31 protein-coding genes are annotated in these 26,716 nt (G+C 70.7%); 15 read left to right on the top strand and 16 right to left on the bottom strand.

Translation table 11 applies throughout. The annotated features are described in order from the left end of the window. Nucleotides 1-68: 68 nt before the first annotated feature. Both ACZ7M7_RS02770 and ACZ7M7_RS02765 read right to left on the bottom strand, forming a co-directional pair. On the bottom strand, nucleotides 69-1,994 hold the full coding sequence (locus ACZ7M7_RS02770; protein ID WP_472112104.1) for a hypothetical protein: 1,926 nt from the start codon (nucleotides 1,992-1,994) through the stop codon (nucleotides 69-71). Nucleotides 1,995-2,065: 71 nt separating this feature from the next. Beyond that, nucleotides 2,066-2,566, bottom strand: coding sequence for a tetratricopeptide repeat protein (locus ACZ7M7_RS02765; RefSeq protein WP_472112101.1), 501 nt, complete (start codon nucleotides 2,564-2,566; stop codon nucleotides 2,066-2,068). A 120-nt stretch (nucleotides 2,567-2,686) separates the two neighbouring features. Between ACZ7M7_RS02765 and ACZ7M7_RS02760 the strand changes: the two genes are divergently transcribed. Continuing rightward, the gene (locus ACZ7M7_RS02760; protein ID WP_383596249.1) at nucleotides 2,687-3,118 is read left to right on the top strand and encodes a hypothetical protein; all 432 of its coding nucleotides are present in this window, start codon (nucleotides 2,687-2,689) and stop codon (nucleotides 3,116-3,118) included. A gap of 74 nt (nucleotides 3,119-3,192) precedes the next feature. Here ACZ7M7_RS02760 and ACZ7M7_RS02755 read toward each other — a convergent pair whose 3' ends face one another. The 8 genes from ACZ7M7_RS02755 to ACZ7M7_RS02720 form a co-directional block, all read right to left on the bottom strand. Beyond that, nucleotides 3,193-4,764: a DUF1996 domain-containing protein gene (locus ACZ7M7_RS02755; protein WP_383596252.1), complete on the bottom strand. Its 1,572-nt coding sequence runs from the start codon at nucleotides 4,762-4,764 to the stop codon at nucleotides 3,193-3,195. A gap of 203 nt (nucleotides 4,765-4,967) precedes the next feature. Next, nucleotides 4,968-5,621 carry a LuxR C-terminal-related transcriptional regulator gene (locus ACZ7M7_RS02750; protein WP_383596255.1) on the bottom strand — a complete coding sequence of 218 codons (654 nt, stop codon included), beginning with the start codon at nucleotides 5,619-5,621 and terminating at the stop codon, nucleotides 4,968-4,970. Continuing rightward, nucleotides 5,606-6,892: a sensor histidine kinase gene (locus ACZ7M7_RS02745; RefSeq protein ID WP_472112097.1), complete on the bottom strand. Its 1,287-nt coding sequence runs from the start codon at nucleotides 6,890-6,892 to the stop codon at nucleotides 5,606-5,608. Before ACZ7M7_RS02745 ends, ACZ7M7_RS02750 begins: the two co-directional genes overlap by 16 nt. A 51-nt stretch (nucleotides 6,893-6,943) precedes the next feature. Next, nucleotides 6,944-7,966 carry an SDR family oxidoreductase gene (locus ACZ7M7_RS02740; protein ID WP_472112094.1) on the bottom strand — a complete coding sequence of 341 codons (1,023 nt, stop codon included), beginning with the start codon at nucleotides 7,964-7,966 and terminating at the stop codon, nucleotides 6,944-6,946. An 83-nt stretch (nucleotides 7,967-8,049) separates the two neighbouring features. Beyond that, nucleotides 8,050-8,598 carry a winged helix-turn-helix domain-containing protein gene (locus ACZ7M7_RS02735; RefSeq protein ID WP_383596264.1) on the bottom strand — a complete coding sequence of 183 codons (549 nt, stop codon included), beginning with the start codon at nucleotides 8,596-8,598 and terminating at the stop codon, nucleotides 8,050-8,052. Nucleotides 8,599-8,911: 313 nt separating this feature from the next. After that, the gene (glnII, locus tag ACZ7M7_RS02730) at nucleotides 8,912-9,940 is read right to left on the bottom strand and encodes a glutamine synthetase (RefSeq protein ID WP_383596266.1); all 1,029 of its coding nucleotides are present in this window, start codon (nucleotides 9,938-9,940) and stop codon (nucleotides 8,912-8,914) included. Between the two features lie 367 nt (nucleotides 9,941-10,307). Further along, nucleotides 10,308-11,021 (bottom strand): RlpA-like double-psi beta-barrel domain-containing protein, encoded by a 714-nt coding sequence (locus ACZ7M7_RS02725; protein WP_427841388.1) that lies wholly within the window; start codon nucleotides 11,019-11,021, stop codon nucleotides 10,308-10,310. Nucleotides 11,022-11,153: 132 nt separating this feature from the next. Next, nucleotides 11,154-11,519 (bottom strand): arsenate reductase family protein, encoded by a 366-nt coding sequence (locus ACZ7M7_RS02720; protein WP_383596271.1) that lies wholly within the window; start codon nucleotides 11,517-11,519, stop codon nucleotides 11,154-11,156. Nucleotides 11,520-11,739: 220 nt separating this feature from the next. Between ACZ7M7_RS02720 and ACZ7M7_RS02715 the strand changes: the two genes are divergently transcribed. Continuing rightward, the gene (locus ACZ7M7_RS02715; RefSeq protein WP_383596274.1) at nucleotides 11,740-12,048 is read left to right on the top strand and encodes a hypothetical protein; all 309 of its coding nucleotides are present in this window, start codon (nucleotides 11,740-11,742) and stop codon (nucleotides 12,046-12,048) included. 67 nt (nucleotides 12,049-12,115) lie between these two features. Here the strand turns inward: ACZ7M7_RS02715 and ACZ7M7_RS02710 are convergent, their stop codons facing one another. Continuing rightward, nucleotides 12,116-13,306 (bottom strand): winged helix DNA-binding domain-containing protein, encoded by a 1,191-nt coding sequence (locus ACZ7M7_RS02710; RefSeq protein WP_472112089.1) that lies wholly within the window; start codon nucleotides 13,304-13,306, stop codon nucleotides 12,116-12,118. Nucleotides 13,307-13,652: 346 nt separating this feature from the next. On the opposite strand from ACZ7M7_RS02710, the gene ACZ7M7_RS02705 reads away from it, so the two are divergent. Next, a complete protein-coding gene (locus ACZ7M7_RS02705; protein ID WP_472113874.1) occupies nucleotides 13,653-14,990 on the top strand; it encodes a DUF2252 domain-containing protein in 1,338 nt (445 codons plus the stop codon). Between the two features lie 28 nt (nucleotides 14,991-15,018). Here the strand turns inward: ACZ7M7_RS02705 and ACZ7M7_RS02700 are convergent, their stop codons facing one another. Then, complete coding sequence (locus ACZ7M7_RS02700; RefSeq protein WP_472112086.1) at nucleotides 15,019-16,689, bottom strand: alpha/beta fold hydrolase; 1,671 nt, start codon at nucleotides 16,687-16,689, stop codon at nucleotides 15,019-15,021. A 253-nt stretch (nucleotides 16,690-16,942) separates the two neighbouring features. Here ACZ7M7_RS02700 and ACZ7M7_RS02695 point away from each other — a divergent pair, with 253 nt between their 5' ends. Continuing rightward, on the top strand, nucleotides 16,943-17,239 hold the full coding sequence (locus ACZ7M7_RS02695) for a hypothetical protein (protein WP_383596282.1): 297 nt from the start codon (nucleotides 16,943-16,945) through the stop codon (nucleotides 17,237-17,239). Nucleotides 17,240-17,281: 42 nt separating this feature from the next. Here ACZ7M7_RS02695 and pspAB read toward each other — a convergent pair whose 3' ends face one another. From pspAB to ACZ7M7_RS02675, 4 genes are all read right to left on the bottom strand, one after another. Then, nucleotides 17,282-17,866 carry a PspA-associated protein PspAB gene (gene pspAB, locus ACZ7M7_RS02690; protein ID WP_472112083.1) on the bottom strand — a complete coding sequence of 195 codons (585 nt, stop codon included), beginning with the start codon at nucleotides 17,864-17,866 and terminating at the stop codon, nucleotides 17,282-17,284. Nucleotides 17,867-17,868: 2 nt separating this feature from the next. Further along, entirely contained in the window at nucleotides 17,869-18,786 is a 918-nt protein-coding gene (gene htpX, locus ACZ7M7_RS02685; protein WP_383596288.1) for a zinc metalloprotease HtpX, read from the bottom strand. Nucleotides 18,787-18,913: 127 nt separating this feature from the next. Further along, complete coding sequence (locus tag ACZ7M7_RS02680; RefSeq protein ID WP_383597634.1) at nucleotides 18,914-19,186, bottom strand: SCO2583/SCO2584 N-terminal domain-containing protein; 273 nt, start codon at nucleotides 19,184-19,186, stop codon at nucleotides 18,914-18,916. Nucleotides 19,187-19,532: 346 nt separating this feature from the next. Further along, complete coding sequence (locus ACZ7M7_RS02675) at nucleotides 19,533-20,294, bottom strand: GntR family transcriptional regulator (RefSeq protein ID WP_472112079.1); 762 nt, start codon at nucleotides 20,292-20,294, stop codon at nucleotides 19,533-19,535. Between the two features lie 251 nt (nucleotides 20,295-20,545). On the opposite strand from ACZ7M7_RS02675, the gene ACZ7M7_RS02670 reads away from it, so the two are divergent. The 11 genes from ACZ7M7_RS02670 (at nucleotide 20,546) to ACZ7M7_RS02620 (ending at nucleotide 26,711) form a co-directional block, all read left to right on the top strand. After that, entirely contained in the window at nucleotides 20,546-20,791 is a 246-nt protein-coding gene (locus ACZ7M7_RS02670) for a helix-turn-helix domain-containing protein (RefSeq protein ID WP_472112076.1), read from the top strand. Then, entirely contained in the window at nucleotides 20,788-21,285 is a 498-nt protein-coding gene (locus tag ACZ7M7_RS02665; RefSeq protein WP_472112073.1) for a DUF6907 domain-containing protein, read from the top strand. The genes ACZ7M7_RS02670 and ACZ7M7_RS02665 overlap by 4 nt, the downstream gene beginning before the upstream one ends. Beyond that, nucleotides 21,285-21,434, top strand: a complete 150-nt coding sequence (locus tag ACZ7M7_RS02660) for a hypothetical protein (protein ID WP_472112070.1) — start codon at nucleotides 21,285-21,287, stop codon at nucleotides 21,432-21,434. Before ACZ7M7_RS02665 ends, ACZ7M7_RS02660 begins: the two co-directional genes overlap by 1 nt. A gap of 2 nt (nucleotides 21,435-21,436) precedes the next feature. Then, entirely contained in the window at nucleotides 21,437-21,751 is a 315-nt protein-coding gene (locus ACZ7M7_RS02655) for a hypothetical protein (protein ID WP_472112067.1), read from the top strand. Continuing rightward, complete coding sequence (locus ACZ7M7_RS02650) at nucleotides 21,748-22,506, top strand: DUF6907 domain-containing protein (protein WP_472112064.1); 759 nt, start codon at nucleotides 21,748-21,750, stop codon at nucleotides 22,504-22,506. The genes ACZ7M7_RS02655 and ACZ7M7_RS02650 overlap by 4 nt, the downstream gene beginning before the upstream one ends. Continuing rightward, complete coding sequence (locus ACZ7M7_RS02645; RefSeq protein ID WP_472112061.1) at nucleotides 22,503-22,700, top strand: hypothetical protein; 198 nt, start codon at nucleotides 22,503-22,505, stop codon at nucleotides 22,698-22,700. Before ACZ7M7_RS02650 ends, ACZ7M7_RS02645 begins: the two co-directional genes overlap by 4 nt. Further along, nucleotides 22,697-23,629, top strand: a complete 933-nt coding sequence (locus ACZ7M7_RS02640) for a hypothetical protein (protein WP_472112058.1) — start codon at nucleotides 22,697-22,699, stop codon at nucleotides 23,627-23,629. Before ACZ7M7_RS02645 ends, ACZ7M7_RS02640 begins: the two co-directional genes overlap by 4 nt. Further along, nucleotides 23,626-23,952, top strand: a complete 327-nt coding sequence (locus ACZ7M7_RS02635; RefSeq protein ID WP_472112055.1) for a hypothetical protein — start codon at nucleotides 23,626-23,628, stop codon at nucleotides 23,950-23,952. The genes ACZ7M7_RS02640 and ACZ7M7_RS02635 overlap by 4 nt, the downstream gene beginning before the upstream one ends. A gap of 211 nt (nucleotides 23,953-24,163) precedes the next feature. Continuing rightward, nucleotides 24,164-24,325 (top strand): hypothetical protein, encoded by a 162-nt coding sequence (locus tag ACZ7M7_RS02630; protein WP_472112052.1) that lies wholly within the window; start codon nucleotides 24,164-24,166, stop codon nucleotides 24,323-24,325. 3 nt (nucleotides 24,326-24,328) lie between these two features. Then, nucleotides 24,329-24,487, top strand: a complete 159-nt coding sequence (locus ACZ7M7_RS02625) for a DUF6257 family protein (protein ID WP_472112049.1) — start codon at nucleotides 24,329-24,331, stop codon at nucleotides 24,485-24,487. 85 nt (nucleotides 24,488-24,572) lie between these two features. Beyond that, a complete protein-coding gene (locus ACZ7M7_RS02620) occupies nucleotides 24,573-26,711 on the top strand; it encodes a zonular occludens toxin domain-containing protein (RefSeq protein ID WP_472112046.1) in 2,139 nt (712 codons plus the stop codon). Nucleotides 26,712-26,716 lie beyond the last annotated feature (5 nt).

The raw sequence follows: 26,716 nt of genomic DNA, 5'->3' as shown, positions 1-26,716 counted from the left end.
CTTGTGCACGGCCCTATTTACATTTCTGTCAGCAAGGCGGATCTCGCTGGGGTCATCTCACCGGGATCTCACTGAAGCCCGTTGATCGAGCGCCCGCTCGCCAGCGTGCCCTTCAACTCGGCCTGCGCGCCCTGCTTGGTCCGCACGGCCAGTTGGCTGCCCTCGGCGCTGCCGCGGACCCCGCCGGTGGCCCGGATCGACTCCGTGTCCCGGGTACCGGCCGCCAGCAGATACCAGCTGCCCGCCTGCGCCTTCCACAACACACCGGCCAGCACATGGGGATCGCGCTGTCCGCACGCCGGCACGTTCTGGGCCTTCGCCACCACGGCCGCCTGCGGCGTGCCCGGCGTCCGGAACTGGGCCAGCACCCGCTCCCCGCCGCCCCGCCAGGTCTCGGCGCGCGTGCACACCCAGTCCGCCGTGCCGGTTCCGTCGGGAAGCGTCTGCTGCGCGAACGACCAGGCGTTGACCGTCCGCACACCCGCGGAGCGCAGCGCGCCCAGCCAGCAGGAGTACGGCGCCAAGGTGTGCAGGGCCTGCGCGCCGGTCACGTCCTTGGACTCCCCGGGGCGGCCGGTGGTCAGACGGGCCGGGACCAGTTCGGCGAGGTCGGTGAGCAGCCGGGTGCCGGCGCTGTCGGTCACCTGCAGGGCGTTCCACGAGGAGCACGTGCCGGTCTGCTGGGTGGTGGGGCTCGCCATCGGCGAGGTGATCCCCTCGGTCACGGTGAGGTCCATCGCGCCCGCACCAGGCTTCAGCAGGTCCCGTTCGGCCGCGCGCTTCACCCAGGGCGCCATCAGATAGCGGACGTTGCCGTCGGCCCGGCTCAGCACCACCGCGCTCGCCTCCGCCCTGGTCGCGTTGTCGACGCGGGAGAAGTCCAGGGCGGCACCGGCCGTGCCGTCCGTCGGCTCGGCGTAGCGGGCGATGCGCAGACCGTCGTAGAGGATCACCACGCGCGCGGTGTCGACGGTCCCCGCGTACAGCAGCTGCGGTGCCCCGGCCGGGCCGCCCGACGGGGTGCCGGGCGTCGCGGAGACCGTGACCTTCTCGCCGGGGCGGGCCCAGACGGCGAGGGCGCGGCGCAGCAGGGCCGAGTCGCCGGTGAGGTCGCCGCGCGCGGGCCACACCGAGAAGTCGGTGCGGGCGGCGGACTGCCAGGCCAGCGGCGGGACCTTCGTCAGCTGGGCCGGGTCGAGGGCGGCCTCGGCCGCCGGGTTCTGCGCGTACGAGGGGGCGGCGGGGCCGTCGGGGCCCCAGCCCTCGCCGGGCAGGCCGAGCAGCGCCCCGCACACGAGGAGGGCGGCCCCGGCGGCGAGCGCGGCCTTCGTGTGCTGCCTGCGCCGCATCAGGTCGGTGGGCCGGGCCTGGAGGGAGCAGGGGTCGAACTCGGGGGATTCGAGCAGCGCGGCCTGCGCCGGGACGGTGTCGGCCTCCTCCAGCGCGTCGTCCACGTCCTCGACGCCGGCCGTCGTCAGGACGTCGCGCACCTCGCCGTCCGCGAGCTTCTCCAGCCCGCGCAGGACGTAGGCGGCCCGCGCCGGGCCGGACAGCGCCGACAGCTGCTGGTCCAGGGCGAGTTCGTCGGCGCCGCCCGACCGGGGGAAGAGGCGCAGGCCCCAGACCTGGGGCAGCAGGGGTGGCAGCTGGGAACGCTTGGGCCAGGCCGGGCGGCGCAGCGGCAGGCCCGCCTCCAGCGCCGTACGCAGCACCCGGAGCCGCAGGAAGGCGTATCCGGGGTCGCTGTCGCGGCCCGTCGACTGGGCCGGGATCGCGGGCGTCGCCGCCGTCCGGCCGCGGGGCAGCGCGCGCTGGGTGAGGGAGTGCGCGGTCACCACGCGCCGGTTGCGGCCGAGGCTGGGCGGCAGCACCAGGTAGGCGAGTCGGACGAGCCTCGGATAGTGCTCGACGAGCGCGGCCTCGGCCCGCTCGACGTCGACGACCGGCTCGGCCGGGGCGGGTGCGGGGCGCGGGGCGACATCCTGTGACTGCACGTTCAGCAGAACGAGCGAATCGTCGGTTGGTCACCGCCGCGCGACACCGCCCGGCGCGATGCCGTGCCGGCTCAGTCGTCGGACTCCAGCAGCGCGCGGGCGTAGTTCCCCATCGAGCGCTGGTAGCGCGGCAGATGGGGGGCGAGGGCGCCCAGTACGAGGGACAGGCCCTCGCGATCACGTCCGAGGCTCGACAGGCACAGCGCCAGCGTCGCCCGTACCGCGTCGTCCAGTTCGTCGGAGGGGGCGTCCAGCTCGGGTGTCAGCAGCTTGACGCCCTCATCGGCCTGTCCGACGTTCCGCAGCGAGCTGGACAGCTGGATCTTGGCGCGCCGGCCCTTGTAGCCGCTCAGCCCGGCCGCGAGAGCCTCCCGGTACAGCGGCACCGCCCTGTCCGAGTGGCCCGTCGAGTCCCAGGCGCACGCCTGCTCGAAGGGGCCCAGCGGGCTGTCGTCGGGCAGCTCGGTGACGAGGGCGTCGATGACGGCGCGGAAGTCGGCCGCCTCCTCCTCGGTGTAGCTGTCGAAGGTCGCCCATGCGGCGGTCACGCGATCTTCCCAGTCCTGGTTCATCGCGTCACACTCGCACACCCGTGCCCGTGAGAGCCTCTGATTTGAGCGCATCGCACACCACAGCCGTATGGGAGACGAGGGCCCCGTCAGGGCTCTGTGCGGCATGGACCGGAGGAACCGATGACATTGACCCGACCGATGCTCGCGCTGACCGGCGCGGTGGCGGTGCTCGCGCTGGCCGGCTGTGGCTCCGGCGGCGACAAGGAGGCCGAGGTGCCGAAGACGGCGACCGGCAGCCTGGAGCATCTGGCGGCCATGGCGAAGTGCGACCCGAACATGCAGACCGACGCGGACGAGATCCGCCAGGCCATCTGCAAGACCGGCAAGGAGAGGTACATCCTCGCCACCTTCGCCACGGACCGCGGCCAGGCCGAGTGGCTGAGCGGCGCGAAGGACTACGGCGGCTACTACCTCGTCGGCCGCAAGTGGGTCGCCGTGGGCCAGGAGAACACGGTCACGACGCTGCAGAGCAAGCTGGGCGGGACCATGGAGGAGGGTTCCGCGCACATGAACCCCGGTGGCAGTCACAACAAGGGCGGCCACCACAGCTGACCGCGCGGACCCGGACGGACGAAAGCCGGCGGTGGGAATTCCCACCGCCGGCTTTCGTTACCGGTTCAGGACTGCTACTGGCAGTTCTGGCCGCTGTTGATGCAGTCGACCATCTCGTTCATCGTGTTCTCGTCGAAGAAGTTGATGAAGTCGTTGTGGTCGGTGATCGCCTTGTGCAGCTGGTCCGGGAAGGAGTCCACCGCGAAGGCGTTCTGGACCTGTCCGTCCTGGATCTGCGGGGCCTGAACGTCGTAGACCAGTCGGACCTGGAGCTGGGGGATCGCCTGGAAGCCGTTGGCGCAGGTGCCGTCGCCCTGGACGAAGGCCACGTGCGTACGGTGGTTGGCGCTGTCGATGTTCTGACCGTCCCAGCAGCTCTGGAAGTTGGACGTCCGCACCACGGAGCTGCCCTCGGGGCAGATCGGGAGCTTGTCTTCCAACTGGACCTGGTCCTCGAAGCCGGTGCAGCTCCAGTTCGCGTTGGCGTTGTTGTTGCCGTTCACGAAGGACTTGGCGTCACCGGTGATGATGCGCAGGGCCTGCGGCATCGCGACGACCTCGCTCGTCCTGTTCCCGACGAACTTCAGCTGTGCCTCGCTGGGCTCGACGATGGTGCCGACGTTACCGTCCTGACCGCCACCGGGCGCGTTCGCGTCGATGTCGTTCTGACCGTCCTGGATACGCAGTACCGGCCAGAAGTACGACGACCTGTCACCCTGGTTCTGGCAGGTGGTGTCGCCGTTCGCCAGGTCCTGGTCGCTCGCGAAAGCGTTGTTGGCCTGGTTGCCGACGTAGTCGTGCTGGTGCTGCGCACCGTTGCTGACACCGGGAGCGACGATCACGTTGTCCGAGTTGCGGTTCTCGTTCTCGTTGGTGCCGCAGTTCGTGGTGAAGCTGCCGGTCGAACCGCCGTCCCCGTTCGCGGGGAGGCCGTTCGCGCCGACGCCCAGCTGGGCGTCGCCCTGGACCTGCGTGATGTCCACGAAGTCGTCCGCCGACGGGCCGTTGCCGGCCTGACCGCCGTTGCCGCCCTGGTCCTGTCCGCCGTCCTGGCCGCCCTGGTCCTGGCCGTCGTTGTTCTGACCGTCCTGGTTCTGGTCCTGACCGTCGTTGTTCTGGTCCTGACCGTCCTGGTTCTGGTCCCCGTCCTGCTGGCCGTCGTTGGTCTCGGGCTGCTCGGCCGGGACGCCCTGGCACTGGGCGAGCTGGTCCAGGTTCTGCGGTCGCTTGCCGCCGGCCCGGTTGATGTTGATACCGATCCGGTCGAGCGTGGCCACGCGCTTGGACTTCAGCGGGCTGAGGATGGCGTTGTTGACGTAGTTGGCGTCCCCCGCCTGGGCCTGCCGCGTCTCGGCGAGACGCTTGTAGGCATCCGTGACCTGCCTGTCCAGCAGCGCCAGCTCCTTGGCGACACCCCTGCGCGCGCTCCGCGGCACCTTCGTCAGCTTCTGGCCGACATCAGGGCAGTTGATCGTCGCGACCCGGGCGTTCGTGGACTTCGTCTGGTTCCACCCAGAGTTGTCCTCGTGCGCCGAAGCGTAGAAATTGGCCCATACAAGCCCGCCCCCACCGAGCGCTAGGGCTGCCGAAGCGGCAATGGCCTTGGTGGCCAGCGGCGTACGGCGTTTTCTTGTGTTGCGTCCCATGGAACTCCTCTGACTTCCTTTTTCGGGGCATCGAGGGCGCCCGACAGGAGTGAAGCGGCTCCCTTTGATACGGAGGTCGTCCCAGGGGTGTTCAGCCGTCCCGGAAATTGTTGAGAGATTCGTGAGAACGCTGTGTGCTCAACCGCCTCTGAAATACCAGGAGTTGTTGATCCCGCACGGCGGGTGAATGAGCGGGTCCGTTTTCACCGGCCGTGGTCGAGATACGCGAGAACCGCCAGCACGCGACGGTTGTCGTCGTCCGACACCTCCAGGCCCAGTTTGGCGAAGATATTGGCGGTGTGCTTGGCGATCGCCCGTTCCGTGACGACCAGCCGCTCGGCGATCGCCGCGTTCGTCCGCCCCTGAGCCATCAGCTCCAGCACCTCCGTCTCGCGGGGCGTGAGCCGAGCCAGCGGCTGGTCGTCGGCCGCCCGCCGGGACAGCAGCTGCTGGATCACCTGCGGGTCCATCGCCGTGCCGCCCGCCGCGACCCGCCGCACGGCGTCCACGAACTGGTCCGCGTCGAAGACCCGGTCCTTCAGCAGATACCCCACCCCGCCGCTGCCGTCGGCGAGCAACTCCCGTGCGTACAGCTGCTCCACATGCTGCGAGAGAACCAGCACCGGCAGACCGGGCTTCCTCCGGCGGGCCTCCAGCGCGCACTGCAGCCCCTCGTCGGTGTTCGTCGGCGGCAGGCGGACGTCGACGACGGCGACGTCCGGCTCCAGCTCGGCCAGCGCGCGGGCCAGCTCGGGCCCCGTCTCCACAGCGGCCGCGATCTCGAAGTCGTAGGCCTCCAGAAGCCGGACCAGGCCGTCGCGCAGCAGGAACAGGTCTTCGGCTAGGACAACGCGCAAGGGATCTCCATGGTGACCATGGTGGGACCGCCCGCGGGGCTGCTGACGGCCAGGACGCCGTCGAATGTACCCAGTCGCCGCTCGATTCCGGCGAGCCCCGAACCGGTCCCGATCACCGCGCCGCCCTTGCCGTTGTCGGTGACGGTGATGCGCAGCCTGCCGTCCGTGTGGTGCAGGTCGATCCAGATCCGTTCGGCGTCCGCATGCTTGACGGCGTTGGTGAGCACCTCGCTGACCGCGAAGTACGCCGCCGACTCCACCGGCGCCTCCGCCCGCCCGGACAGCTCCACGTTCACCTCGGAGGCGACCGGCAGCCGCAGCGCCAACGCCCGTACGGCGTCGCCCAGTCCGCGCTCGGCGAGCACGGGCGGGTGGATGCCGCGCACGAGGTCGCGCAGCTCGGACAGCGCGTCGACGGAGGACTGACGGGCCTGGGCGACGAGCCGCCTCGCTTGCTCCGGGTCCTTGTCGAGCAGCATCTCGATGGTGCCGAGATCCATGCCCATCGCCACCAGCCGGGCCTGCGCCCCGTCGTGCAGGTCGCGTTCGATACGGCGCAGTTCGGCGGCGGAGGTGTCGACGGCGTCCCGCCGGGTCTCGGTCAACACCCTGACCCGCTCGGCGAGTTCGCCCTGGTTGGAGCCGAGGACGGCGCGGGTGAGCCGGAAGTGGGTCTGCAGCAGGCGCGGGGTGTAGAAGTGGGCGAGGAAGAGCAGACCGAGGCCCAGGGCGCCGGCGCCGAGCGCGGAGGCCTGCCCGGTGACCGGCACAAAGCCGTACCAGTACGTGCCGCCCCCGACGTCCGTGAAGACCCGCCACAGCCCGGCCGCGATCGCGAACCCCTCCAGCGGATAGAGCAGCAGCACGGCAGGCAGCAGCGCGGTGACGAACCCCGCCGTCATGTCGACCGGCAGCCACCTCAGGTCCCGCCAGGTCGCCGGGTCGCCCAGCATCCCGAAGGTGCGGGCCCACGGGTTGGCATCCTTCGGCAGCGGCCGGTACGCCGGCGGAATCCGCACCCCGCCCCACTCGGCCGCGAGGACCCGCCGCCAGTCGGCGAACGCCCGTACCCCCGTCAGTACCCAGGGTGTCGTGACGATGCCGACGCCGATGGGGATGAGCGCGATGGACACGAGGGACAGGACGAAGCACAGGACGGCGCCCGGCAGCGAGACCAAGGCCAGCGCCAGCCCCCGTACGGCCGCGAGTCCCATGCCCCGCGCCCGTGTTCGCTGGTCGCCGCCGGTGCCGCTCTTCGTGTCGTAGGTCATGGCGTCAGTCTCACGCAGCCGGCGGCGCGGGTCACTGGGCCGGGGTCCCGGTCAGGAGGTGGTGCCAGCTACACCCCCGCCCGCGAGGACCTTGGCCTCCACCTCCGGGTCGAGCCCTTTCGCCGTCCGGTCCTTCCGCCGGGGCGCCGTGCCGCCGATGTCCTGGAGCCAGGCCCAGGTGTCGGCGACGGTCTCCTCGACCGGCCGGCACCGCAGTCCCGTCGCGACCGCCCGGGACACGTCAGCGGCGTGCAGCGCGTCGTGCATGTCAGTGCCCGGCGGCACCCACACCGGCAACTGCGTCCACGGCTCGATGCCCGCGTCGAGGATCACCTCGGGCTCGGTCCACCGCAGCTCCGCCGTACCGCCGACGGTGGCCGCACACGCGTCGAGGAACGTGCCCATGGTGGCGTGCCCCTGCGGGCTGATCAGGTTGTACGGTCCGCTCAACTCCTGTTCCGCCGCCCCCAGGATCCAGTCCGCGAGATCACGGACGTCGGCGTACTGGAGCGGCAGCTCCCGCGGCCCCGGCGCCAGTACGGGTCCGCCACGGGCCATCCGGGTCAGCCACCACGGCAGCCTGCCGACGTTCTCGTACGGGCCGATGAGCAGCCCGGCCCGTACGAGCACCGAACGGTCCGCGCCGAACTCCTCGACGACGGCCAGCTCCCCGCCCCGCTTGTCCCGCAGGTAGTCGGTGTGTTCGGCACCGGCCTCGGCACCCTCGACCAGCGGCGCGTCCTCGCCGTAGCCCGCGGGCGGGGCCCACGCGTACACCGAGCAGCTCGACACGTACACATACCGCCCGGCGCGGCCCCGCAGCAGCCGCGCCGTGTCCCGCACGGCACGCGGCGCGGCCGACCAGGTGTCCACGACGACGTCCCACTCGCCCTCCGCATCGGCGAGGGCGGCGAGCCCGTCGGGCGCGGTGCGGTCACCGTGCAGCGACCGCACCCCGGCCGGCGGCTCGTGCCGCCCCCGGTGGAAGACGGTCACGTCCCAGCCGCGCCCCAGGGCCGCCTCCACGACGGCCCGCCCCGCGAACTCCGTACCACCCAGCATCAGAAGCCTCATACGGCCGACTCTGCACGGTACGGGCGCGGGACGGAACAGGACTCTGCCGTCAGCAGAAGATCAGGGGAGGCGGCCGCGACGGCTCAGCGCCCGACCGGCGGGGTGTACTTGTACCCCACCCGCCGCACCGTGCGGATGGTGTCCCGGTGCTCGGCGCCCAGCTTGCGGCGCAGCCGGGCGATGTGGACGTCGACGGTACGGCCGTCGCCCACGTGCCCGTATCCCCACACCGTGGTGACCAGCTGGTCGCGGGTGTGCACCCGGTGGGGGTTGGCCACCAGATGGGCGAGCAGCTCGAACTCCAGGTAGGTGAGGTCGAGTTCCTGCCCGTCTACCGCGGCGGTACGCCGTACGGCGTCGACGCTGACGAGCGGGTCCCCGCCGCCGGTGTCGGGGACGGGCGCGACCGGCGGCTGCTGGTCGGCCGGGACGAGCACCAGGTAGCCGATCATCGGCGGCTGGCCCGGAAGCGTGGGCAGGGAGTGCGGGGGAGCGGGCAGCCAGGTGGCGCCCGGCGGCAGCAGGTCAGCGACGTCGATCACCTCGTCCCGGTCCACGGCACGCAGATGATGCCGCGAACCGTTCGGGGAGGTGAGGGTGGCGGCGTTGGACAGAGAACGAGTGGTCGCCATGAGAGGTCAGCTCTTTCGCGCGAGAGGTCCGTTGGGAAGACGTACGTCGTTTCGCGCTGGCCGAAGGCCGGAAGGTTACGGCTTTACAGGGCCCGCGCGTTCACCGCGCGGCAACACACCCGGTCGAAGTCGTGGTGCTGACGGGAAGGCCAGAAGGGCTCGAGGTCATGGCGACCCGTCGCGGAGTACTTCTGGAAGCTGGCCATGGCCCCATTGAAGCAGACACTTGCCCGTGGCGGGGCCCTCGTCTCATCAGACGCGAAGGGGCGCCCACCGTCCCGGTGGGCGCCCCTTCGGGAACTACTGGACACGATCAGACCTGTCCGGCCTTCTCCAGCGCGGAGCAGCAGGTGTCGACGAGCAGACGGGTCACGACGTACGGGTCGACGTTGGCGTTGGGACGCCGGTCCTCGATGTACCCCTTGCCGTCCTTCTCGACCTGCCACGGGATACGGACCGAGGCGCCGCGGTTGGAGACGCCGTAGGAGTACTCGTTCCACGGGGCGGTCTCGTGCAGGCCCGTCAGACGGTCGTCGATGCCGGCGCCGTAGTTCTTGACGTGGTCGAGCGGCTTGGAGCCCTCGCCGAGCGACTCGGCGGCGGTGATGATCGCCTCGTAGGTCTCGCGCATCGCCTTGGTGGAGAAGTTGGTGTGCGCGCCGGCGCCGTTCCAGTCGCCCTTCACCGGCTTCGGGTCCAGCGTCGCGGCGACACCGAAGTCCTCGGCGGTGCGGTAGAGCAGCCAGCGGGCCACCCACAGCTGGTCCGACACCACGAGCGGGGCCAGCGGGCCGACCTGGAACTCCCACTGGCCGGGCATGACCTCGGCGTTGATGCCGGAGATGCCCAGGCCCGCGGCGAGGCAGTTCTCCAGGTGCGCCTCGACGACGTCACGGCCGAAGATCTCGTCGGCGCCGACACCGCAGTAGTAGCCGCCCTGCGGCGCGGGGAAGCCACCCTTGGGGAAGCCGAGCGGGTAGCCGTCCTGGAAGAACGTGTACTCCTGCTCGATGCCGAAGATCGGCTCCTGGGCGGCGAACTTCTCGGCGACCTCGACGAGCGCGGCACGCGTGTTGCTGGCGTGCGGCGTCATGTCGATGTTCAGGACCTCGCACAGGACGAGGACGTCGTCACCGCCGCGGATCGGGTCCGGGCAGGTGAAGACCGGCTTGAGCACGCAGTCCGAGGCGTGCCCCTCGGCCTGGTTCGTGGAGGACCCGTCGAAGCCCCAGATCGGCAGCTCGGCACCCTTGGCGTCGTCGGCCAGGATCTTGGTCTTCGAACGGAGCTTGGCCGTCGGCTCGGTGCCGTCGATCCAGATGTACTCAGCCTTGAAGGTCACGGGCCACATCCTTCGGGGGTGGGTCTAGGCGCGTATTGCGGGCGCTGCGGCGCTGCGGCACTGGGGCGCCGCGCTACAGGAGCTTGTCAACAGGCGATTTCCCGGCCATTGCTCGAATGTGAACCCCGTGTTACCTGGTGTTGGTGTGGCCCGTTTCACGCTGTGAGCGCCCATCCGCGGCATCCGGCGCAGCCGGGACGGAGCACACGGCCGACTCGTATGCGATGGGAGTGAACGAAGCACCCGCAGGCACACGCACGCGGGCCCTGCCGCTCGTGGCCGCGAGCAGCAGGACCCTCCCCCCCCCCACTCTCGAATGCGCTCGAGCGGGGGGACCCCCGTCACGTACGAGGTGACTACGGAAGCCTCACCCCACCTTCTCTATCAGCGCTCGGCGAATGAGGAACTTGCCGGGCTCACGCACCTGCTCGAAGGCCGCGTTGTTGAGCAGCGCACAGCTGCCGGAGACCGAGGTGACCTCCACCGTCGTGGACTTGTTGTTGTCCAGGTTGGTGACCTTCAGCTTCGTACCGGCCGGGAACTGGTTGCTGGACGCGGCCGGCGCCCCGCCCTCGCCGGAGAGCGTGACGGTCGACCCGTTGCAGACCTGCTGCCCCGAGGCCGCGGCACCGCCGCCGTCCCCCGCGTTGCCGGCCTCCCCGGCACCCGCGTTCCCGGCGTCACCGGCACCTGCGTCACCGGCACCTGCGTCACCGGCACCCCCCGCGGGAGCGCTCGGCGCGGGCTGCGAAGCCTGGGAGTCCTGAGCCGACTCCCCAACCCCACACCCGGACGCCTCCTGCTGGACCTTGATCTGTGCGATGACCGCCTCACGGTTGGCGATCCGCGCCTCGGACTGCGCGTCCGGATTGGCCCGTTGTCCCTCGATGAACCGCTCGTTGTTGCCGAGCGCGGTGGCGAGCCCCTGACAGACGGTCGACTCCGCGGCGGACTTGACGGTCGGCGTCTGCGAGGCGTTCGAGGTGCTCGCCATGACGAAGGCGCCGCCTCCCGCCACCGTCGCCGCACTCACCAACAGCGCGAGCTTCTTGTTCGTACTGAGAGTTCTCCTACGCGACATGCGCGCCTCCTGAAGAGCTAGGGGAGCGTACGTCGCTATGTACGAGATGCCGAACGAAGTTACTCAGTGGTCACGGGAGTTGGCCCAAGTAACCTACGTCACACCTCACCAGGGAGCCCGTCAGCTCGCCCGTCAGCCCTCCCGGGACAGCGCGTCCCGCACGGCGTCATCGGTGCGAGCGACAACGGCCGTACCGTCCTGTGCGGTGATGATCGGCCGCTGGATCAGCTTCGGATGCTCGGCCAGGGCCTTGACCCACCGCTCCCGGGAATCGGCGTCCCGCGCCCACTCCTTGACCCCGAGCTCCTTGGCGACGGCCTCCTGGGTCCGCGTGATGTCCCACGGCTCCAGTCCCAGCCGATCGAGCACCTCCCGGATCTCGTCCTCGCTGGGCACGTCCTCCAGGTAGCGGCGGACGGTGTACTCGGCCCCCTCGGCGTCGAGCAACGTGAGGGCGCTACGGCACTTGGAACAGGCCGGATTGATCCAGATCTCCATGCCGCTCACCGTATCCCGAGTCACTCGTGTTCGAATTTTTCGGCGTCTCACGCACACCTCCCGAACCCGGCGTGACATGACGCCAATTTCATTGCTGACCAGGGGATTTCATGGACGTCTGGCACCCCCCGATTGTCAGTGCCAGGTACTAAACTGGAGTCAGTGTTCGAGAGTGTCGCCGGGAACCCGGCCGGCGCTCCACCGCGACAGGAGGATGCCTGTGCCCGCTGCCGCACTGAAGGCGAAGCCCACCCAGTCCACCGCCAAGCACCCGGTCCTGCTCGACCTGCCGTACGCGCCCTTGGAGAAGCGGCCGCTGCCGCCGGGCCGTCCGCGCGAGTGGTACGTCACCCACAACCGCCGCCTCAAGGCCCTGCGCCTGGCGATCGCCCTGCTCGACTCGGGCGTCCTCATGCCGAACCAGGCCCGCAACGAGACGATCCGAAGCACCGCGCAGACGATCGGCGTCCATCCTCCGTCGGACACGACGTGCCACATGGTGCGGGCGCTCATGAGGTACTCGCGGTAGTCGGCGCAGCCGGGTGCCCTCGACGTCGAGGGCACCCGGAAAGCCCGGAATGATCCGGAACAATCCCTTACGCGGACAACTCCCGCTCCAGCGGCGTCCGAAACCGAGGCGTCACGCGGGCCGCCCCCACCCATCCGCGCAACGCCTCCGCCTCCATGGCGACCGCGGCCTCCACCGCCCGCCGCTCCGCACCCCCCAGATCCTCCAGCAACCGCCAGACGATCTCCCCGTCCCGGCGCTGGGCCCACCCGCCCACCACCCGTCCGTTCCACCACACCGTCGGCCCCACATTGCCGCTCCGGTCGAACAGCGACGGCCACAGCTCCGGTGCCAGATACCACTCCCGCCGCTGCCACCCCATCGCCGTGGGGTCGAGCCCCGGCAGCAACGCCGCCCACGGCTCCGAGGGCCCGGCCACCGGACCGTCGTCGCCCTCGAGGACGTACCCCGCCCCCTCGTCCAGGGCCACGGTCTGCGCCCCGATCGCCGCGAGCGCCCGGCGCACCTCGGTGACCCGCCACCCCGTCCACCACTTCAGGTCGGCCTCCGTCGCGGGTCCGCACGCCGCCAGCCAGCGCCGGACCAGCTCCGCCTGTGCGCCGGCCACGTCCAGCTCGGGATGCTCGGGCGCCAGCGCCCACCGGAACTGCGAGGACGTCCAGGAGCCCAGCGGCCGCCCCCGCACGACCTTCCCCTCGACGCCCAGCACCCGCAGCAGCCGCGTCGAAACGGTGTGCACGCCCTCGTAGCTCTTCCCGGCCCCGTACGCGAACTGCTCGCGCAACCGCGGCTCGTCCCGGGCGAGTTCGGCCGCCGTCGCCTGCCCGCGCCGGGCCAGCGCGGCCAAGGCCGACTCCTCGACCTCCTCGAGCCAGGCCGCGTCCGGCGCCCCCGCCGCGGCCATGTGCTTGACCAGCGTGGCCCGCTCCCGGGCGGCCACCGCGAGGCCGGTCGAGGCGTGCACGACGGCCGTCAGCCCGGTGGGGAACACGAACACGGTGTGCCGCATGCCGTGCATCCGGACCAGCGCCCGCTCCTCGTACAGCGCCCGCTCGGTCTCCGCGACGGTCTTCCCGGGCTCCGCCAGCCGCGCCCCCACGGCCAGGTACACGGTCGCCGGATCGGTGCCGTGCAGCGCGACCAGGGACTCGGCGACGTCCTCCGGGCGCCCGGCCCGGGCCGCCCCGGCCAGCCGATGCCGCAACCCCAGCCGGGCCCGCCGCTCCGCCACCCCGATGTACCGCAGCCCGTCACCCATCCCGGCCTCCACCCGTCATGCCGTCACACAGCCAGTGACTGCATCTTCCCGGACCCCACTGACAACGGCCCACGCACCGGTCACGCCCCGGGCCCGCCCGCCCCTCGGGATGGCCCGCCCCGTCACCCGATTGCCGTACCCGGCATGCACACACCCCCGCCCCCGCCTTCACTGCGATCAGGAGGGTGACGAACCGGGTGACCGGCTGAAGAACCGGGGGACGGACCGGGCGGCGGACTTCGCCCGAGCGTGCGGCGGCAGCGGGAGGTGCGATGGGCAGACGTGGCATACGGCGGCCGGTGCACGGGACGGCCGTGGACAGAAACGTGTCCTCGTGACGACCCCCATGACGCCGGCCGAGCGGGCCCGCCGCGGCAAGGCCGCCCGCAAGCATCTGTCCCGCTCCGCCCACGCCGCCTGGGTCCCCTCCGTCGACCGGCCCGACCCCGTCGCCGTACTGGAACGCCAGGGCCGCGACCGGCTGCCGGAGCTGCTGCCGATCAGGTACGGCCGGATGACGGCGTCGCCGTTCGCCTTCCTGCGCGGCGCCGCCGCCGTGATGGCGGCCGACCTCGCCGCCGCCCCGCACACCGGCCTCACCGTGCAGCTGTGCGGCGACGCCCACCTGCTCAACTTCGGCCTGTACGCCTCACCGGAACGCTCCCTGCTGTTCGACCTGAACGACTTCGACGAGACGTTCTGCGGCCCGTTCGAGTGGGACGTGAAACGTCTCGCCACCTCGGTCGCCGTGGCCGCCCGCGAGATCGGCCACCCGGACGCCAAGGCCGGCCGCGCGGCCCTGGAGGCCGTGACCGCGTACCGCACCACCATCCGGCGGCTGGCCCAGCTCGGCGAGCTCGCCGTCTGGCACACGCGCATCGACGCCCAGCAGCTCCTGCCCCTGGTCCGCTCCACCCGCGACCGCCGCCGAGTCGAGGCCAGCCTCGGCCGCGCCCGCCGCCGCACCAGCATGCGTGGCTTCGACAGGCTGACCGAGATCGTCGACGGACGCCGGCGCATCATCAACGACCCGCCGCTCCTCGAACGCGCGGGCACCTCCGACATGGCCGCACTGCGCAAGATCTTCAGCGACTACCGCTCGACCCTCTCCGAGGAGCGCCGCCTGCTCCTCGACCGCTACCGCTTCATGGACGCGGCCCGCAAGGTCGTCGGCGTCGGCAGCGTCGGGCTGCGCTGCTTCATCGTGCTGCTCGCCGGCCGGGACACCGACGACCCGCTGTTCCTCCAGATCAAGGAGGCGCGGCCGTCCGTACTGGAGGAGCATCTGCCCAGCGGGCCCTACGTCCATCCCGGCCATCGCGTCGTCGCGGGCCAGCGTCTGATGCAGGCGGCCGGTGACGTCTTCCTCGGCTGGATGTCGGGGCCGCAGGGCCGTGCCTTCTACTGGCGCCAGCTACGCGACATGAAGGGCTCCACGGACGTCGCCGGCATGAGCCCGGAGAACCTCCTCGCCTACGCCCGCCTGTGCGGCACCACCCTCGCCCGCGCCCACGCCCGCTCCGGCGACCGCATCGCCATCGCCGGCTACCTCGGCGGCGCCGACACCTTCGACCGCGCGATCACCGACTTCGCCCTGGCCTACGCGAACCAGACACTCAGGGACCACACAGCCCTGGGCGCGGCCGTCGGCGCCGGGGTGGTCAGGGCGGCGCCCGGGGTCTGAGCACCGCCGTACGGCTCGGGCGGCGCGGTCAGCCGTACGACTCCAGTACCCCCTCCACGTACGCCGTCAGCCGCCCGCCCAGCACCTCGGGCGTCAGCTCGGTCCGCCCCAGCTCACGCCACGGGCCGGCGAGTTTCGCCGCGTCGGGGGCGTAGGCGAGGGCGTCGATCAGCCGCCAGTACAGGTGGTCCTCCCCGTCGGCGAGCCGTCGCCCGCCCTGCGCCTCGTAGCGGTCCCGGAAGCCGAGGCCGTGCTCCGGTCCGTGGAGCAGCGCGAGCGCGGTCGAGCTGGGGGCACCTCCCACGCCCTCAAGGCAGTGGGGGAGGGCGACGTCGAGGTCGGCGGGGCCCCACGAGGTCTCCACCCAGTCGACGACCCCGCTGATCCGGCAGTCCTCACCCGTACCCCGGAAGAGCACGTTCCCCGGGTGGAAGTCCCGGTGCAGGAAGCACCCTTCATACGCCGCAGGCTCCTGCCGGATCACCTCCACGGCCCGCTCCCACAGCCCTCCCGACGGCGTCCGCACCCGCTCCGGCGATGTCCACGCCTGGTACGGCCGCGGGCGTTCGTCCGGTACGACCTGGTGGATCGCGGCGAGTTGGGCCGCCAGCAGGTCCAGGCGCCGGTCCAGGTCCTCGTCGTCCACCCGCACCCGGCCCGGCAGGTGCGACATCAGCAGCGAGGGGTGGTCGCAGTGCTCGGCCGTGGCGTCGACGGCGATCAACTCGGGTGCGGGGACGCCCTCCTGAGCGGCGAGCAGGGTCAGCACCGACGCCTCACGGGTCAGCAGTCCCGGCGCGTGCCTGCGGAAGAAGGGCTTCACGAACGTACGCAGCGCCAGCTCGGAGCCGTCGTCGAGGGTGAGCCGTCGCATCTGCGAGCTCCAGCCGCCCTTCGCGAAGGCGGTGTCGGCGACCGTCCGCCCCTGCGGCACCTGCTTGGCCAGCCACGACCGGGTGGCCGTCCACCCCCGGTCGCCCAGGCCGGTCACCACCGCCGTCACGAACTCCCGCCGGTCCTCTGCATGTTCCTGGAACCACATCCCCAGCATGTGCTCCGAGCCCGGCACCTCGAACCGTGTGAACTGGGCGTGCGCGGCCAGCGCGTCCTGGACGGCCTCCGTCACCTCCGGCGGGATGATCGCGTCCGTCCCCGGCACCGCGAGCACCGCCCGGCCCTCGTACGCCCGCAGGACATCGAGTGCGGGCGCCCCGCGCCAGCCGTCCGGCCTGCGGATGATCTCGCTGAACCGTCCGTTCCCCTCGCCGAACGGCACATCCCAGGCCTCCTGGGCGTATACGGCGGGCGCGCACAGCCCGATCGCCGCCACGCGCTGCCCGTAGTGCGCGACGAGGTCTGTCACCGTCTGTCCGCTCATGCTGAACCCGACGAGGATCAGCGGACCGTCCGCCGGGACACGCGCGTCGATCACGGAGACCGCCTGCTCGAAACGCCTTCGCAGGCTCAACTCCCGTAGTTCACCGCTGCTTTCACCGTGTCCCGAGAAGTCGAGGGCGAGCCCGTGGCAGCCGCGGGACACGAAATCGGCGAGCAGCGGGAGCAGCCGTTCCTTGCTGCCGATGCCCGCGCCGTGCAGCAGGACGGCGGTGGCCGTTTCCGGACCGCCAGCGGCACCGCCGTACACGCCGCTGAGCAGTTCACCGTCGTGGGTGTGCGTGAAGGAGAGGAGCTCGGTCATGTGCCCCATTCACTCACAGCGGCCACCGGCCGAACTCGGGCCCCGGGAAAAGGAGATGCACGCCGGGTGACGGTCTCCCTACCCTGGACATGCGTAACGGAGCAGTTCACGCCGCTTTTCGCAGGGCGGGCGTCACCCTGCGGACTCGGGGCTACTCTCTACGCACCGACGGACGGTCGCCATCCCCCAGCGACACCCCGTCGGGGACATTCACGCACCGCTCAGTACCGACCCACGTTCACGGAGGCCCGTGATGGGCACCATCGTCATGTCCGGGACCGTCGTCCTGGTGATCCTTGGATTCGGAAACCACGTCTACTGGCTCGCCGCGGTCGCTGTGCTCTTCCTCTACCTCCAGTACGGCCGGAGCCTCTCCGCGCCGAGCGGCAGGCCCGGGGGAAGGGCCGGCGGAGGGCCCTCCGGGGGCTCCATGCCCGCGGACTACCGCTCCTACCGCGACCGGCGCGACATGCAGGCCAAGTGGGAGCGCCGCTACCGCCGCGAGCGCCCCCTGGAGTCCCGCCGCCAGGAGCGCGAGAAGAGCAAGTGACACCACCTGTGGTGGTGACCCGAGGTCGAGGGTGCTCCCCGGTCACAGGCCGGGGGCACCCCACACCGGGAACCAGCGGTTCAGGTCCTGCTCGATCCGCAGGTCGCCCGCCAGCGCGGCCTTGACCCTCAGCTCCAGCGGGTTGTCGCGCCGCTCCGCGGCGCCGGACAGCGGCGCGAAGGGGTAGAAGGTGCCGCGCTTGTAGAGATAGACGAGCGCGAGCCTGCGGCCCCTGTCGTCCTCGAACCCCGCCAGCGAGCACAGCAGCTGCGGGCCGAAGCCGTTGACCTCCATCGCGCTGTTCACCGCGTGCAGGTCGTTGACCAGCTCCGGCAACTGCTCGGGACCGCGCCGGGAGACCAGCCACGAGTAGCCGTAGCCGTCCCGGGTCAGCCGCACCGGCCGGCCCTCGCGCGCGGCGTCCGCGTCCAGCAGCGCCTGCACCTCGCGGTGCGTCTGCTCGAAGACGGCGCCCTCGACCGTGGCGAAGCACACCGCCCCGCTCCCGGTCGGCCGGAACCCGGCCGCCGCCTCCAGCATGATCGCCGCCGACGGCAGCCCGAAGAGCTGGTCGAGATCGGGCGCGACCGGTTTCGTACGGCCCAGCAGAATGTCCAGCAGCCCCATGCTCACGCCCCTCCGGGAGCCGCCGCCTCGCCCAGCTCGGCGGAGATCCGCCCCAGCTGGTCGAGCCGCTGCTCCAGGCTCGGGTGAGTCGAGAACAGGCGGGCGATGCCGGGCTCGCGGCCCAGGGCCGGCGTGAAGTAGAAGGCGTTGAAGGCCTGCGCCGTCCGCAGGTCCTTGGTCGGGATGCGGGCGATGTCGCCGGATACCTTGGTGAGCGCGGAGGCCAGCGCCGAGGGCCGCCCGGTGAGCAGCGCCGCGGCCCGGTCGGCGGCCAGCTCCCGGTACCGGGACAGGGCCCGGATCAGCACGAAGCTGAGCGCGTACACGGCCGCGGACACGCCCATCACGGCGGCGAAGATCACGGCGGTGTTCTGATCCCGGCGCCCGCTGTCGAACAACTGCGAGTAGAAGGCGAACCGTACGATCAGCCCCGCGATCACGCCGAGGAACGAGGCGACCGTGATCACGGCGACGTCCTTGTGCGCCACGTGCGACAGCTCGTGCGCGAGCACACCTTCCAGCTCGTCCGGCTCCAGCCGCCGCAGCAGGCCCGTGGTCACACAGACCACGGCATGATCGGCATTTCGCCCGGTGGCGAACGCGTTCGGCATGTCCATCTCCGACACGGCGACCACGGGCTTGGGCATGTCGGCGATGGCGCACAGCCGGTCGACGACCCCGTGCAGTTCGGGATACTCCTCCCGCTCCACGACCCGCCCCCGCATCGCGAACAGCGCGACCCGGTCGGAGAACCAGTACTGCGCCCCCAGCAGCGCCGCCGCCACGACCACGACGAGCACCCAGGACTTCAGCAAAAAGATCAACGCGACGACGAACGCCACGTACAACAACCCGAGCAGAAACAGCGTGACCCCCATACGGGCGGTCAACCGCCGATCACTCCGGAACCGGCTCTGCATCTCGCATCACCCCGCGCACTCAGGCACTCGTCCCACTGCCCAGTGTGCACCCGGTGACGCCCATGAACGGGTCGTGATCGGCCCCAGGACCGGCAAAGGTCAGGCGAGCGCGGGACCGCAGGAGGACCTAGTAGCCCGCGCGGAAGTTGATGTAGCCCAGCAGCACGATCACCCCGGCGACGCAGCCCAGCACGATCGCCGTGGACACCCATCCCGACCTGCGCTGCCGCCGTGCCACATGATCGGGCTCACCCCGGAACGGCACCGGCCCGGGCGGGTTCTCCTTCCAGCGCGCGGCGAGCATACGGGCCCGCGCCGAGGGCTCCTTGTGCTCGGCGTTGTCCGCCCACTTCAGGTCGAACTCGCGTTCTTGATCGTCGTGTTCGTGCCGCTCCGGCATCCCGTCCACCCCCGTGTCGCCCATCGACAGAGGAAGAATAGAACAAACGCCCGCGCCCCCGCTGTCAGTGCAACAGCGGGGGCGCGGGCGCTATGCCTCGGTGCCTGAATCAGGCGTCGATCACACGTCGAAGTACATCTCGAACTCGTGCAGCAACTATCCAACCAGCCACGTTAGAGCTGATGGCGATCTGACCTGCTGTTATGCGCCTCAGTGTGCCTCGATGTGCCTCAAGAGGCCTCGGCGTACTGCGGACCGTTTGCGGACTGCCCGACGCTACCCGCTGTCATGAGAGAGGCCCCCGCCCTGACTCCAGGGTGGGGGCCTCTTTTGCGTTCTGAGCTCATCAAGACTCCGGCGGCGGGATCGGGATCACGTAGCTGAGGGTGTACCGGTCGGCCGCGACCACGATGTCGGCAGACTCGACGGGCCGCTCGTCGACGTAGTACGTCCTCGTGATCGCGATGACAGGCACGCCCGCGGCGATCTGCAGCTGCTCAGCCTCATACGGCCGCGGGGCTCTCGCGTTGACGTCCTCGGTGACGTGCGTGATGTGCTCACCGATCGAGTCGAACCGCGGGACGACACCCGTGATGGCGCCGCCCTCCGGCTGCTCGATGGGTGTCCCGGCAATGAGCGCGCGCGGTTCGTAGGACGTCGACAGCATGACCGGTTCGTCGTCCGCGAAGAACCGGTACGTCGTGCGCACCACGTCGTCGCCGGCCTCGATGCCGAGCCGCTCCGCGACCGCCTTCGTGGCGGCCGTGACGCGCGTCTGGTACTCCCATTCGGACCGCCGGCCCTCCGCCTCCGTCTGTCGCTTCATCGGCGACGCAACCGGGCGCTTCCCGTACAGGTCACCCGAGATGCGCTTCCGCAGGGGACGCTGTCCGCGGACGAAGGTCCCGGCTCCCTGTCGCTTCTCAACTAGGCCCTCGCCCTGAAGCACCTGCGTCGCGTTGCGCGCGACGATCCGAGAGACCCCGTAGTCCGCCATGAGGTCGGTCTCCGTCGGCAGCTTGTCGCCGGCCTGCAGGTCGCCGTCGAGGATGCGCTGGCGGATGTCGTCGGCGATCTGCTGGTACGCCGGTTTCGGCTGAGCGGCCACTAGGTCCCTCTCTTGTTCATTGGTCACAACAAGTGTCCCACGTGCCTGACCTGCGCTTCTAGAGCTGTTTTCGTGGTCGCTCAGTCACACCCTTGCTGGATTGGGCTACTCGTTATACCGTTTTCGACATCGGCACTTTCTGCAAGTGCCGCAAGTTCAGCTCTGCCCAAAACAACGGCCCCGACGGGGTGTCCCGGAGTTGCACCTCCGGGCCCGTCGAGGCCAACGCATCAGAGAGATTGGGTCTCCGAATGCAGCATGAGCTTACTGCGCCTGCCCAGGAGCAGGCGCCCGAAGGCGAACCGCTCAAGGTCAAGGACATCGCCGCCGCTCTGCGCGTCGACTCCACCACCGTCTACCGCCTCATCGACGCCGGCCAGCTGGCCGCTTACCGGGTCGGTTCGGGCCGCGGCACCTTCCGCGTCTCCCGGACCGCCTTCGCGCAGTACCTCGCCGACCGCGGCATCCCCGCCGCAGAGCTGGCGGTGGCGCTGTGACCACGAACAACGTCCACCCGTTCCCCGCGGTCAAGCCCGGCTTCCGTCTGGTGCCCGCCAGGGTCGCCCGCGACGGCGAGGACGGCGTCATCGCCTACATCGAGTGCCCGAACTGGTGCCGTGTGGACCACGTCGACGACTCCGTCGGAAGCATCGCGGACGTCATGCACCACGGCGACGACGCGATCCTGGCCGTGCCGACCTTCGGATACGGCGCCTTCCCCATCCAGATGCACGCCTGGGTCGAGTCCGACCCCGTGGCCAGGGACCCGCAGTTCCGGGCGGCGCACATCAGCATCACGGACGCCGGCGGCAACGCCTACTGCCACCTCACGCCGGACCAGGCCGAGAAGGTCGCCGACGAGGTGATCGGCTTCGCGTCCGAGCTGCGCCACCAGGCCCGCACTGCCCGGCTCGCGAACCAGACCAACGGCGACTCGGACCCGGACATGGACGAGGCCCTGCGCCGAGTGCGTGAGGGTGGTGTCGCCTGATGCCGCGCCGCAACCAGAACGTGAACCGCTCCCGCTACCCGCAGGTCGACTCCGTGGACCTGACGCGTGTCGAGGAGACGCCGGCCCCGCGCCCGCTTCCCGCCAAGCAGTCGTCCCGCCGCCGCGCGCTGCGCGTCCGGGGGTGGTGAGCGTGAACGCCGACGTTCGTAATCTGCTGACCGCGGTGCTGGAGTCCCTCGAGATCCCGCACTCGGCGACCGTCGCCGGTGAAGAGGTGCGCAACCGCATCCTCTGCGACCGTGCCATGCACGCGGTGATCGCCCTCCGCTCGGTCCTCGACGACAAGCCGCTTATGGACGTCGAGTGGACGACCGACTACCTGCGCGAGCAGCTGGCCAAGCACCCGGTAGCGGGCTACGTCACCGTTGCTCAGGCGCACGCCGAACTCGCCAAGGGCAAGTCCTGGTCCGAGGCAATCGCCCTCCCCGCTGGGGAGGGCCGGTGAGCGAGCGCTACTGGGGTCGTGAGCGGCCCGACATGCCGCTGTACGGGCCTACGGACCCGTTCGGCGACGAGGAGCACACGCCTGAGGTCATCGTGCGGGTCGACTTCCTGATGTCGCGTGAGCAGATCGCGACGGCGCTCGGGATCGCCTGGGCGGAGGGCTTCACGACCAGCCCCGTCGAGCGGGTGCCGGTTCTGCAGGTCCGTCACGAGGTTGAGGCCTGGCTGTCCGTGCAGGCCTTCGCCGAGCTGGACGCGCAGATGGAGCGCGACCGGGGCCGGGTGTTCCCGCCCGAGCAGCAGCGTGTTCTGCAGCTGCTCGAAGAAGCGGTCGACCGGGCGTACCCGCCGCGCCGTGAGCCGGAGGAGCGGCCCGTACAGGCGCCCCGCTACGGCAACGGCACGGTCACCCTCACGACGCTCGACAACGGCGAGATCACCATTCCCGAGCCGGACTGGTGCACGGGTCACGACGGCGAGCAGATCGTCCAGCGCGTCGACGTCACGCACGTCGGGCGGACGGTCGCGGCCGAGCTGGAGACGGACGGCGGAACCATCGAGTTCCTGCCCGCCCGCATCTCGTGGGGGCCGTTCGCCGAGCTGCAGCCCGAGCCGTACCCGGTTGTGGACGTCGACGACTTCCCGGCGATGGACCCCGCGCAGCTGCGGGAGCTCGCCGCGGAGACCGCTCTGCACGCCGGACGCCTGTACCGGCTCAGCAACCAGCTGGACCGGCTGCGGAGGAACGGGTCGTGACTGCCAAGTGGCCCGTGCGCCGCCCGACCGAGCATGCCGGCATTCGTGCCGCGTGCCGGTCGGCCCGGCCGATCCCCCCTGTACCCGCGTTGATGGCTGCGCTGATCGAGGCGAACGACCGCCGCGACCGTGAAGCCGTCTGCCTTGCCGCGCACCGCGTAGTGCGCGCCGCCACCCCGGAGGTGGGCGAATGAGCACCATCAGGAAGGCGGCGCCCTGGCTGCTGCCCGCCGCCCTCACCGTCATCGCTGTCGTATGGGCCGTCGCCGCTATCGGCGGCATCCTCACCTCGACCGCACACCCCGCATTCGCGTACAGCGTCGCCGTCCTCTACGACGCCGTCTGGCTGTACGCCCTGGCGCAGGAGACCGCGCACCGCCGGCAGGGCTCCAATGCCCGCCTCCCGAAGGCGATCGGCTGGGTGTTCCTGCCGCTGACCGTCGCCGTGCTGGCCGTTCACGGGCTGCTCGCCGGTGACGTCCTGGCCGCCGTCGTCGGCGCACTCATCCCCGTGCTTGCCAAGGTCACTCTGGTGATGGCGATCGACCGGGACCGTACCCGGATCAGTCCCCGCGCTCAGGCCGCCATCGACCGGACCCGTGCCACGACCCGTGACCGCATCGCCGTGTCCCGTGCCGTGGCCGCGGCCCGCGCCGACGAGACGAAGGCCGCGGCCGACATCGTGAAGGCGGCCCGGGAGGCGGAGGCGAAGGCGGTCACCGTCACCCACGACGCCTACGAGCGGTACGCCGAGGTGATCGACCAGCATCCCCTGCCGGAGGTTGGGGAGCTGCCCGGCCTGGTCTCTGACAGGGAGTTGGAGGCCTTGCTGTCCGGGGGCGTGCCGGAGGGGGTTCCCGCACTTGGCACGGGGGGTGACGGATCGTCCGGCACGGGTGGCGGCACGCCCTCGGCACAGGCAGCGAAGGCCGCGAACGATCAGGCGGTGGCACTGCTCGCCGCGCAGCTGTACGCGACCAACCCGCCGCCGTCGAAGCGGAAGTTCCGGGAGGCCATGCGGGCGGAGATGAACACCCGTGGCCTGACCGGGTCGTGGGAGACGATCGACGCCCTGTACGACCGGGAGAAGGCTCTGGCCGGGCCGGGCGGGGGCACCCCGTGAGTAGCGACCTGACCCCGCTCGGCAAGGCCGAGGCCGCCGCGCAAGAGGCCGCGGTGAACACGGCCGCCGTACAGATCGCGCTGGCCGCAGTCGAGTTGGCCAAGGCGGCACAAGCACAGCCCGCCCTTCAGCCGCATGCGTGCGATCACCAGCGCAAGCCGGGCCGCGGCGCCGGCGAGTGGATTGCCATCGGCTGCGCGGTCTGCGTCGGCGGCGTAGGGATCGCCTTCGCATCCATCGCCATCGCCATCGGCGGGATCTCCGTCGCGATCCTCGCCCTGGTCCTGCGCTCCATCTGGACCGACTACCAGAAGGGCCGCTGACCTGCCCTTCCGTCCTCCGCCGTCTGTTCCATTTGGAACAGACGCGGGGGTGCGGTGGGGCCGGACAGCCCGGCCCTCACGAGAGGAGATCCCCGTGACCACCAACCCGGAGACCGGCAGCGAGATCGAGTACGAGGACGACGGCGACTACACCGTCACCTTCTCGATGAGCCTCCCGCAGCCGCCCGCCACCGACGAGGAGAAGTAACCCATGGCAAAGCGCCGGTCCAGCAAGCCCGAGCCCGTCTCCAACGACGACCTCGAGCTGACCCTGGAAATCGACCCGATCACGTTCCTGCCCGTCACCGGCGTCGCCCCCCGCACCACCCCGATCCCCGACAAGCCTCGCCGCCGCGGCAAGAAGGGGAAGTGACCCGTGGCTGACGGCATCAAGTTCGGCGACTTCACCCGTGGCGAGAAGGCCCGCATCGTCGCCCTGACCGCCCGCATGGCCGGCCCCCGCGCCGACATCCGCAAGCTGCAGCGCAAGGTCGAGCGCATCGAGCAGGAAGCCCTGCGCCGCAAGAAGAAGTGACTACGCCCCGGGGCGGCCGCCAGCTGCCAGGCACACCGGCCGCCCCGGGCCTCCCGTCCCTCCGCAGAGAGAAGGAAGCCCCAGCATGACCGACACCGCCCCTGAGAAGGTAAACGGGCACGTCAAACCGCAAGTCTCCCTGCTCAAACTCGCCCCAGAACCGACCACCGAGCAGCCGCCCGCCGTGTCCGTCGAGGACAAGCCGCGGCCTCGCCGCCGGGTGCGCATCGACTCCCTGCGCCGCGTTTTCGTCGAGACCCGCCAGCACGGCGCCTACCGGCTCGCTGTCCGCCACGGCGCCTACGTGGCCGGCGGCGCCCGCATCCTCGCCAAGCGGGCGTGGGACGGCCGCACAACGGCCCGCCACGAACGCATGATCCGGGCCGCCGAAGCCGCCGGGCTGATGGACGAGGTCAAGGAGTGGGAGCAGCGCGCACAGTCCTACCGGGCCGCCCGCCACCGGCGCCGCATGGACATGATCCGCACCATGATCTACCTGCCCAAGGCCATCGGCTACGCCACCGCCACCGGCACCGGGGCGCTGCTCATGCTCGGTGTGCTGATCGCCCTGGGCACGGAGGACACCAGCGACATCTACGCCCCGTTCGCGGCCGTCGTCGAGCTGGTGCGCTGGGTGGCGTTCCTCGCCGGAGTCATCTGGAAGCCGGCCCTGTTGGCCGCCCCGTGGATCGGCCTCACAGCTGTGTGGGCGGTCGGACGCGGTGCAAGGTCCGCACCCACGTGGGCGCTGCCCCTCGACGCAGCCGCGTTGGACGTCCTGCCCGACGAGAACGCCATCCTGCGCGCGCTGGAGAACCTGTCCATCCCCAAGCTCAACAAGGCCATCAAGGAAGGCTGGAGGCCCCGCTGGGTGCAGCCCACCACCCGCCTCGGCAACGGCTACCACAGCCAGCTGCAGATGCCGCAGGGCGTCACCATCGAGATGGTCAACGCGAAGAAGAGCGTCCTGGCCCACAACCTGATGCGCAAGCCGGTCGAGGTATGGCCGACCGAGCCGCCCAACCAGCCCAGCGTGCTCGACCTTTGGGTCGCTGACCAGGGCTCACTCAACGGCCCCGTACCGGAATGGCCGCTCCTGCACGAAGGCACCACCGACTACTTCAAGGGCGTACCGGTCGCCGTCTCCCAGCGCGGCGACGCCATCATCGGCCAGCTCATGGCGAAGAACTGGATCGTCGGCGGCATCATGGGCTCCGGCAAGACGTCCATCGTCGTCTCCCTGCTGCTCGGCGCCATCCTCGACCCGCTGGTCATCGCCGAGGTGTACGTCATGGCCACGAACGTGGACTACGACCCGCTCAGGCCCCGGCTGCGAACCCTGGTCAAGGGCGACGACCCCGAGCAGCTGAAAGCCGCCCTCGACGCGCTGCGCGCCCTGTCCAACGAGGTCACCGAGCGGGGCAAGCTCCTGGAGGAGCTCGGCGGCGAGTCGACGAAGCTCACCCGCGAAATGGCGATGAAGGACGCGCGGATGCGGCCGAAGGTCGTCGTGTTCGACGAGTGCCACGAGCTGTTCATGAGCAAGGACTACGGCAAGGAAGCCGCTGAGCTGGCCATTCGCGTCATGAAGAAGGCCCGCAAGGTGGGCATCACCCTCATCTGGGTGACCGTCTCCCCGACCGCCGACAGCATCCCGAAGGACGTCACCCGCAACACGTCCAACCGTGTCGCGTTCGCCGTCGGTGACCACGTCGCCAACGACGGTCTCCTCGGCTCCGGCAAGTACAAGGCCGGCATCCGCGCCACCGAGCTGGTGCCCGGCCAGGACATCGGTACCGCGGTCACCTACGGGTTCACGTCCAAGCCGTTCGAAATCATCCGCGCCCACTACGTCCAGCGCGATCCCGAGAAGGGCATCGACGAGGTGACGCCGGTCGTCGAGCGGGCCATGGCCCTGTACGAGGGCACCGGTCCGGCCGCCGCCCCTGCGTTCGCCCCCGTAGACCACCTCGCGGACATCGCGAAGGTGCTCGGGCACGAGACGAAGATGCTCACCCTGGACGTGCTACACGGCCTCAAGGACCTCAACCCCGTCGAGTACGGGTCGTGGTCGCCCCGGGACCTGAAGCGCGTCCTCGACGACGCCGGGCACGGCGACTACAAGACCGGCGGCAAGATGCACGTCAGTCTCGACCGGATCCTCGAGGCCATCGCCAGCCGCGATGAGGACGACCTCGACGACGAGGGAGGCGGCGAAGACTGAGGGAG

Source organism: Streptomyces sp. NPDC111606 (genome assembly GCF_055656945.1).
The sequence above is the reverse complement of the archived record's forward strand: the minus strand, read 5'-3'. Positions and strand labels throughout refer to the sequence as shown.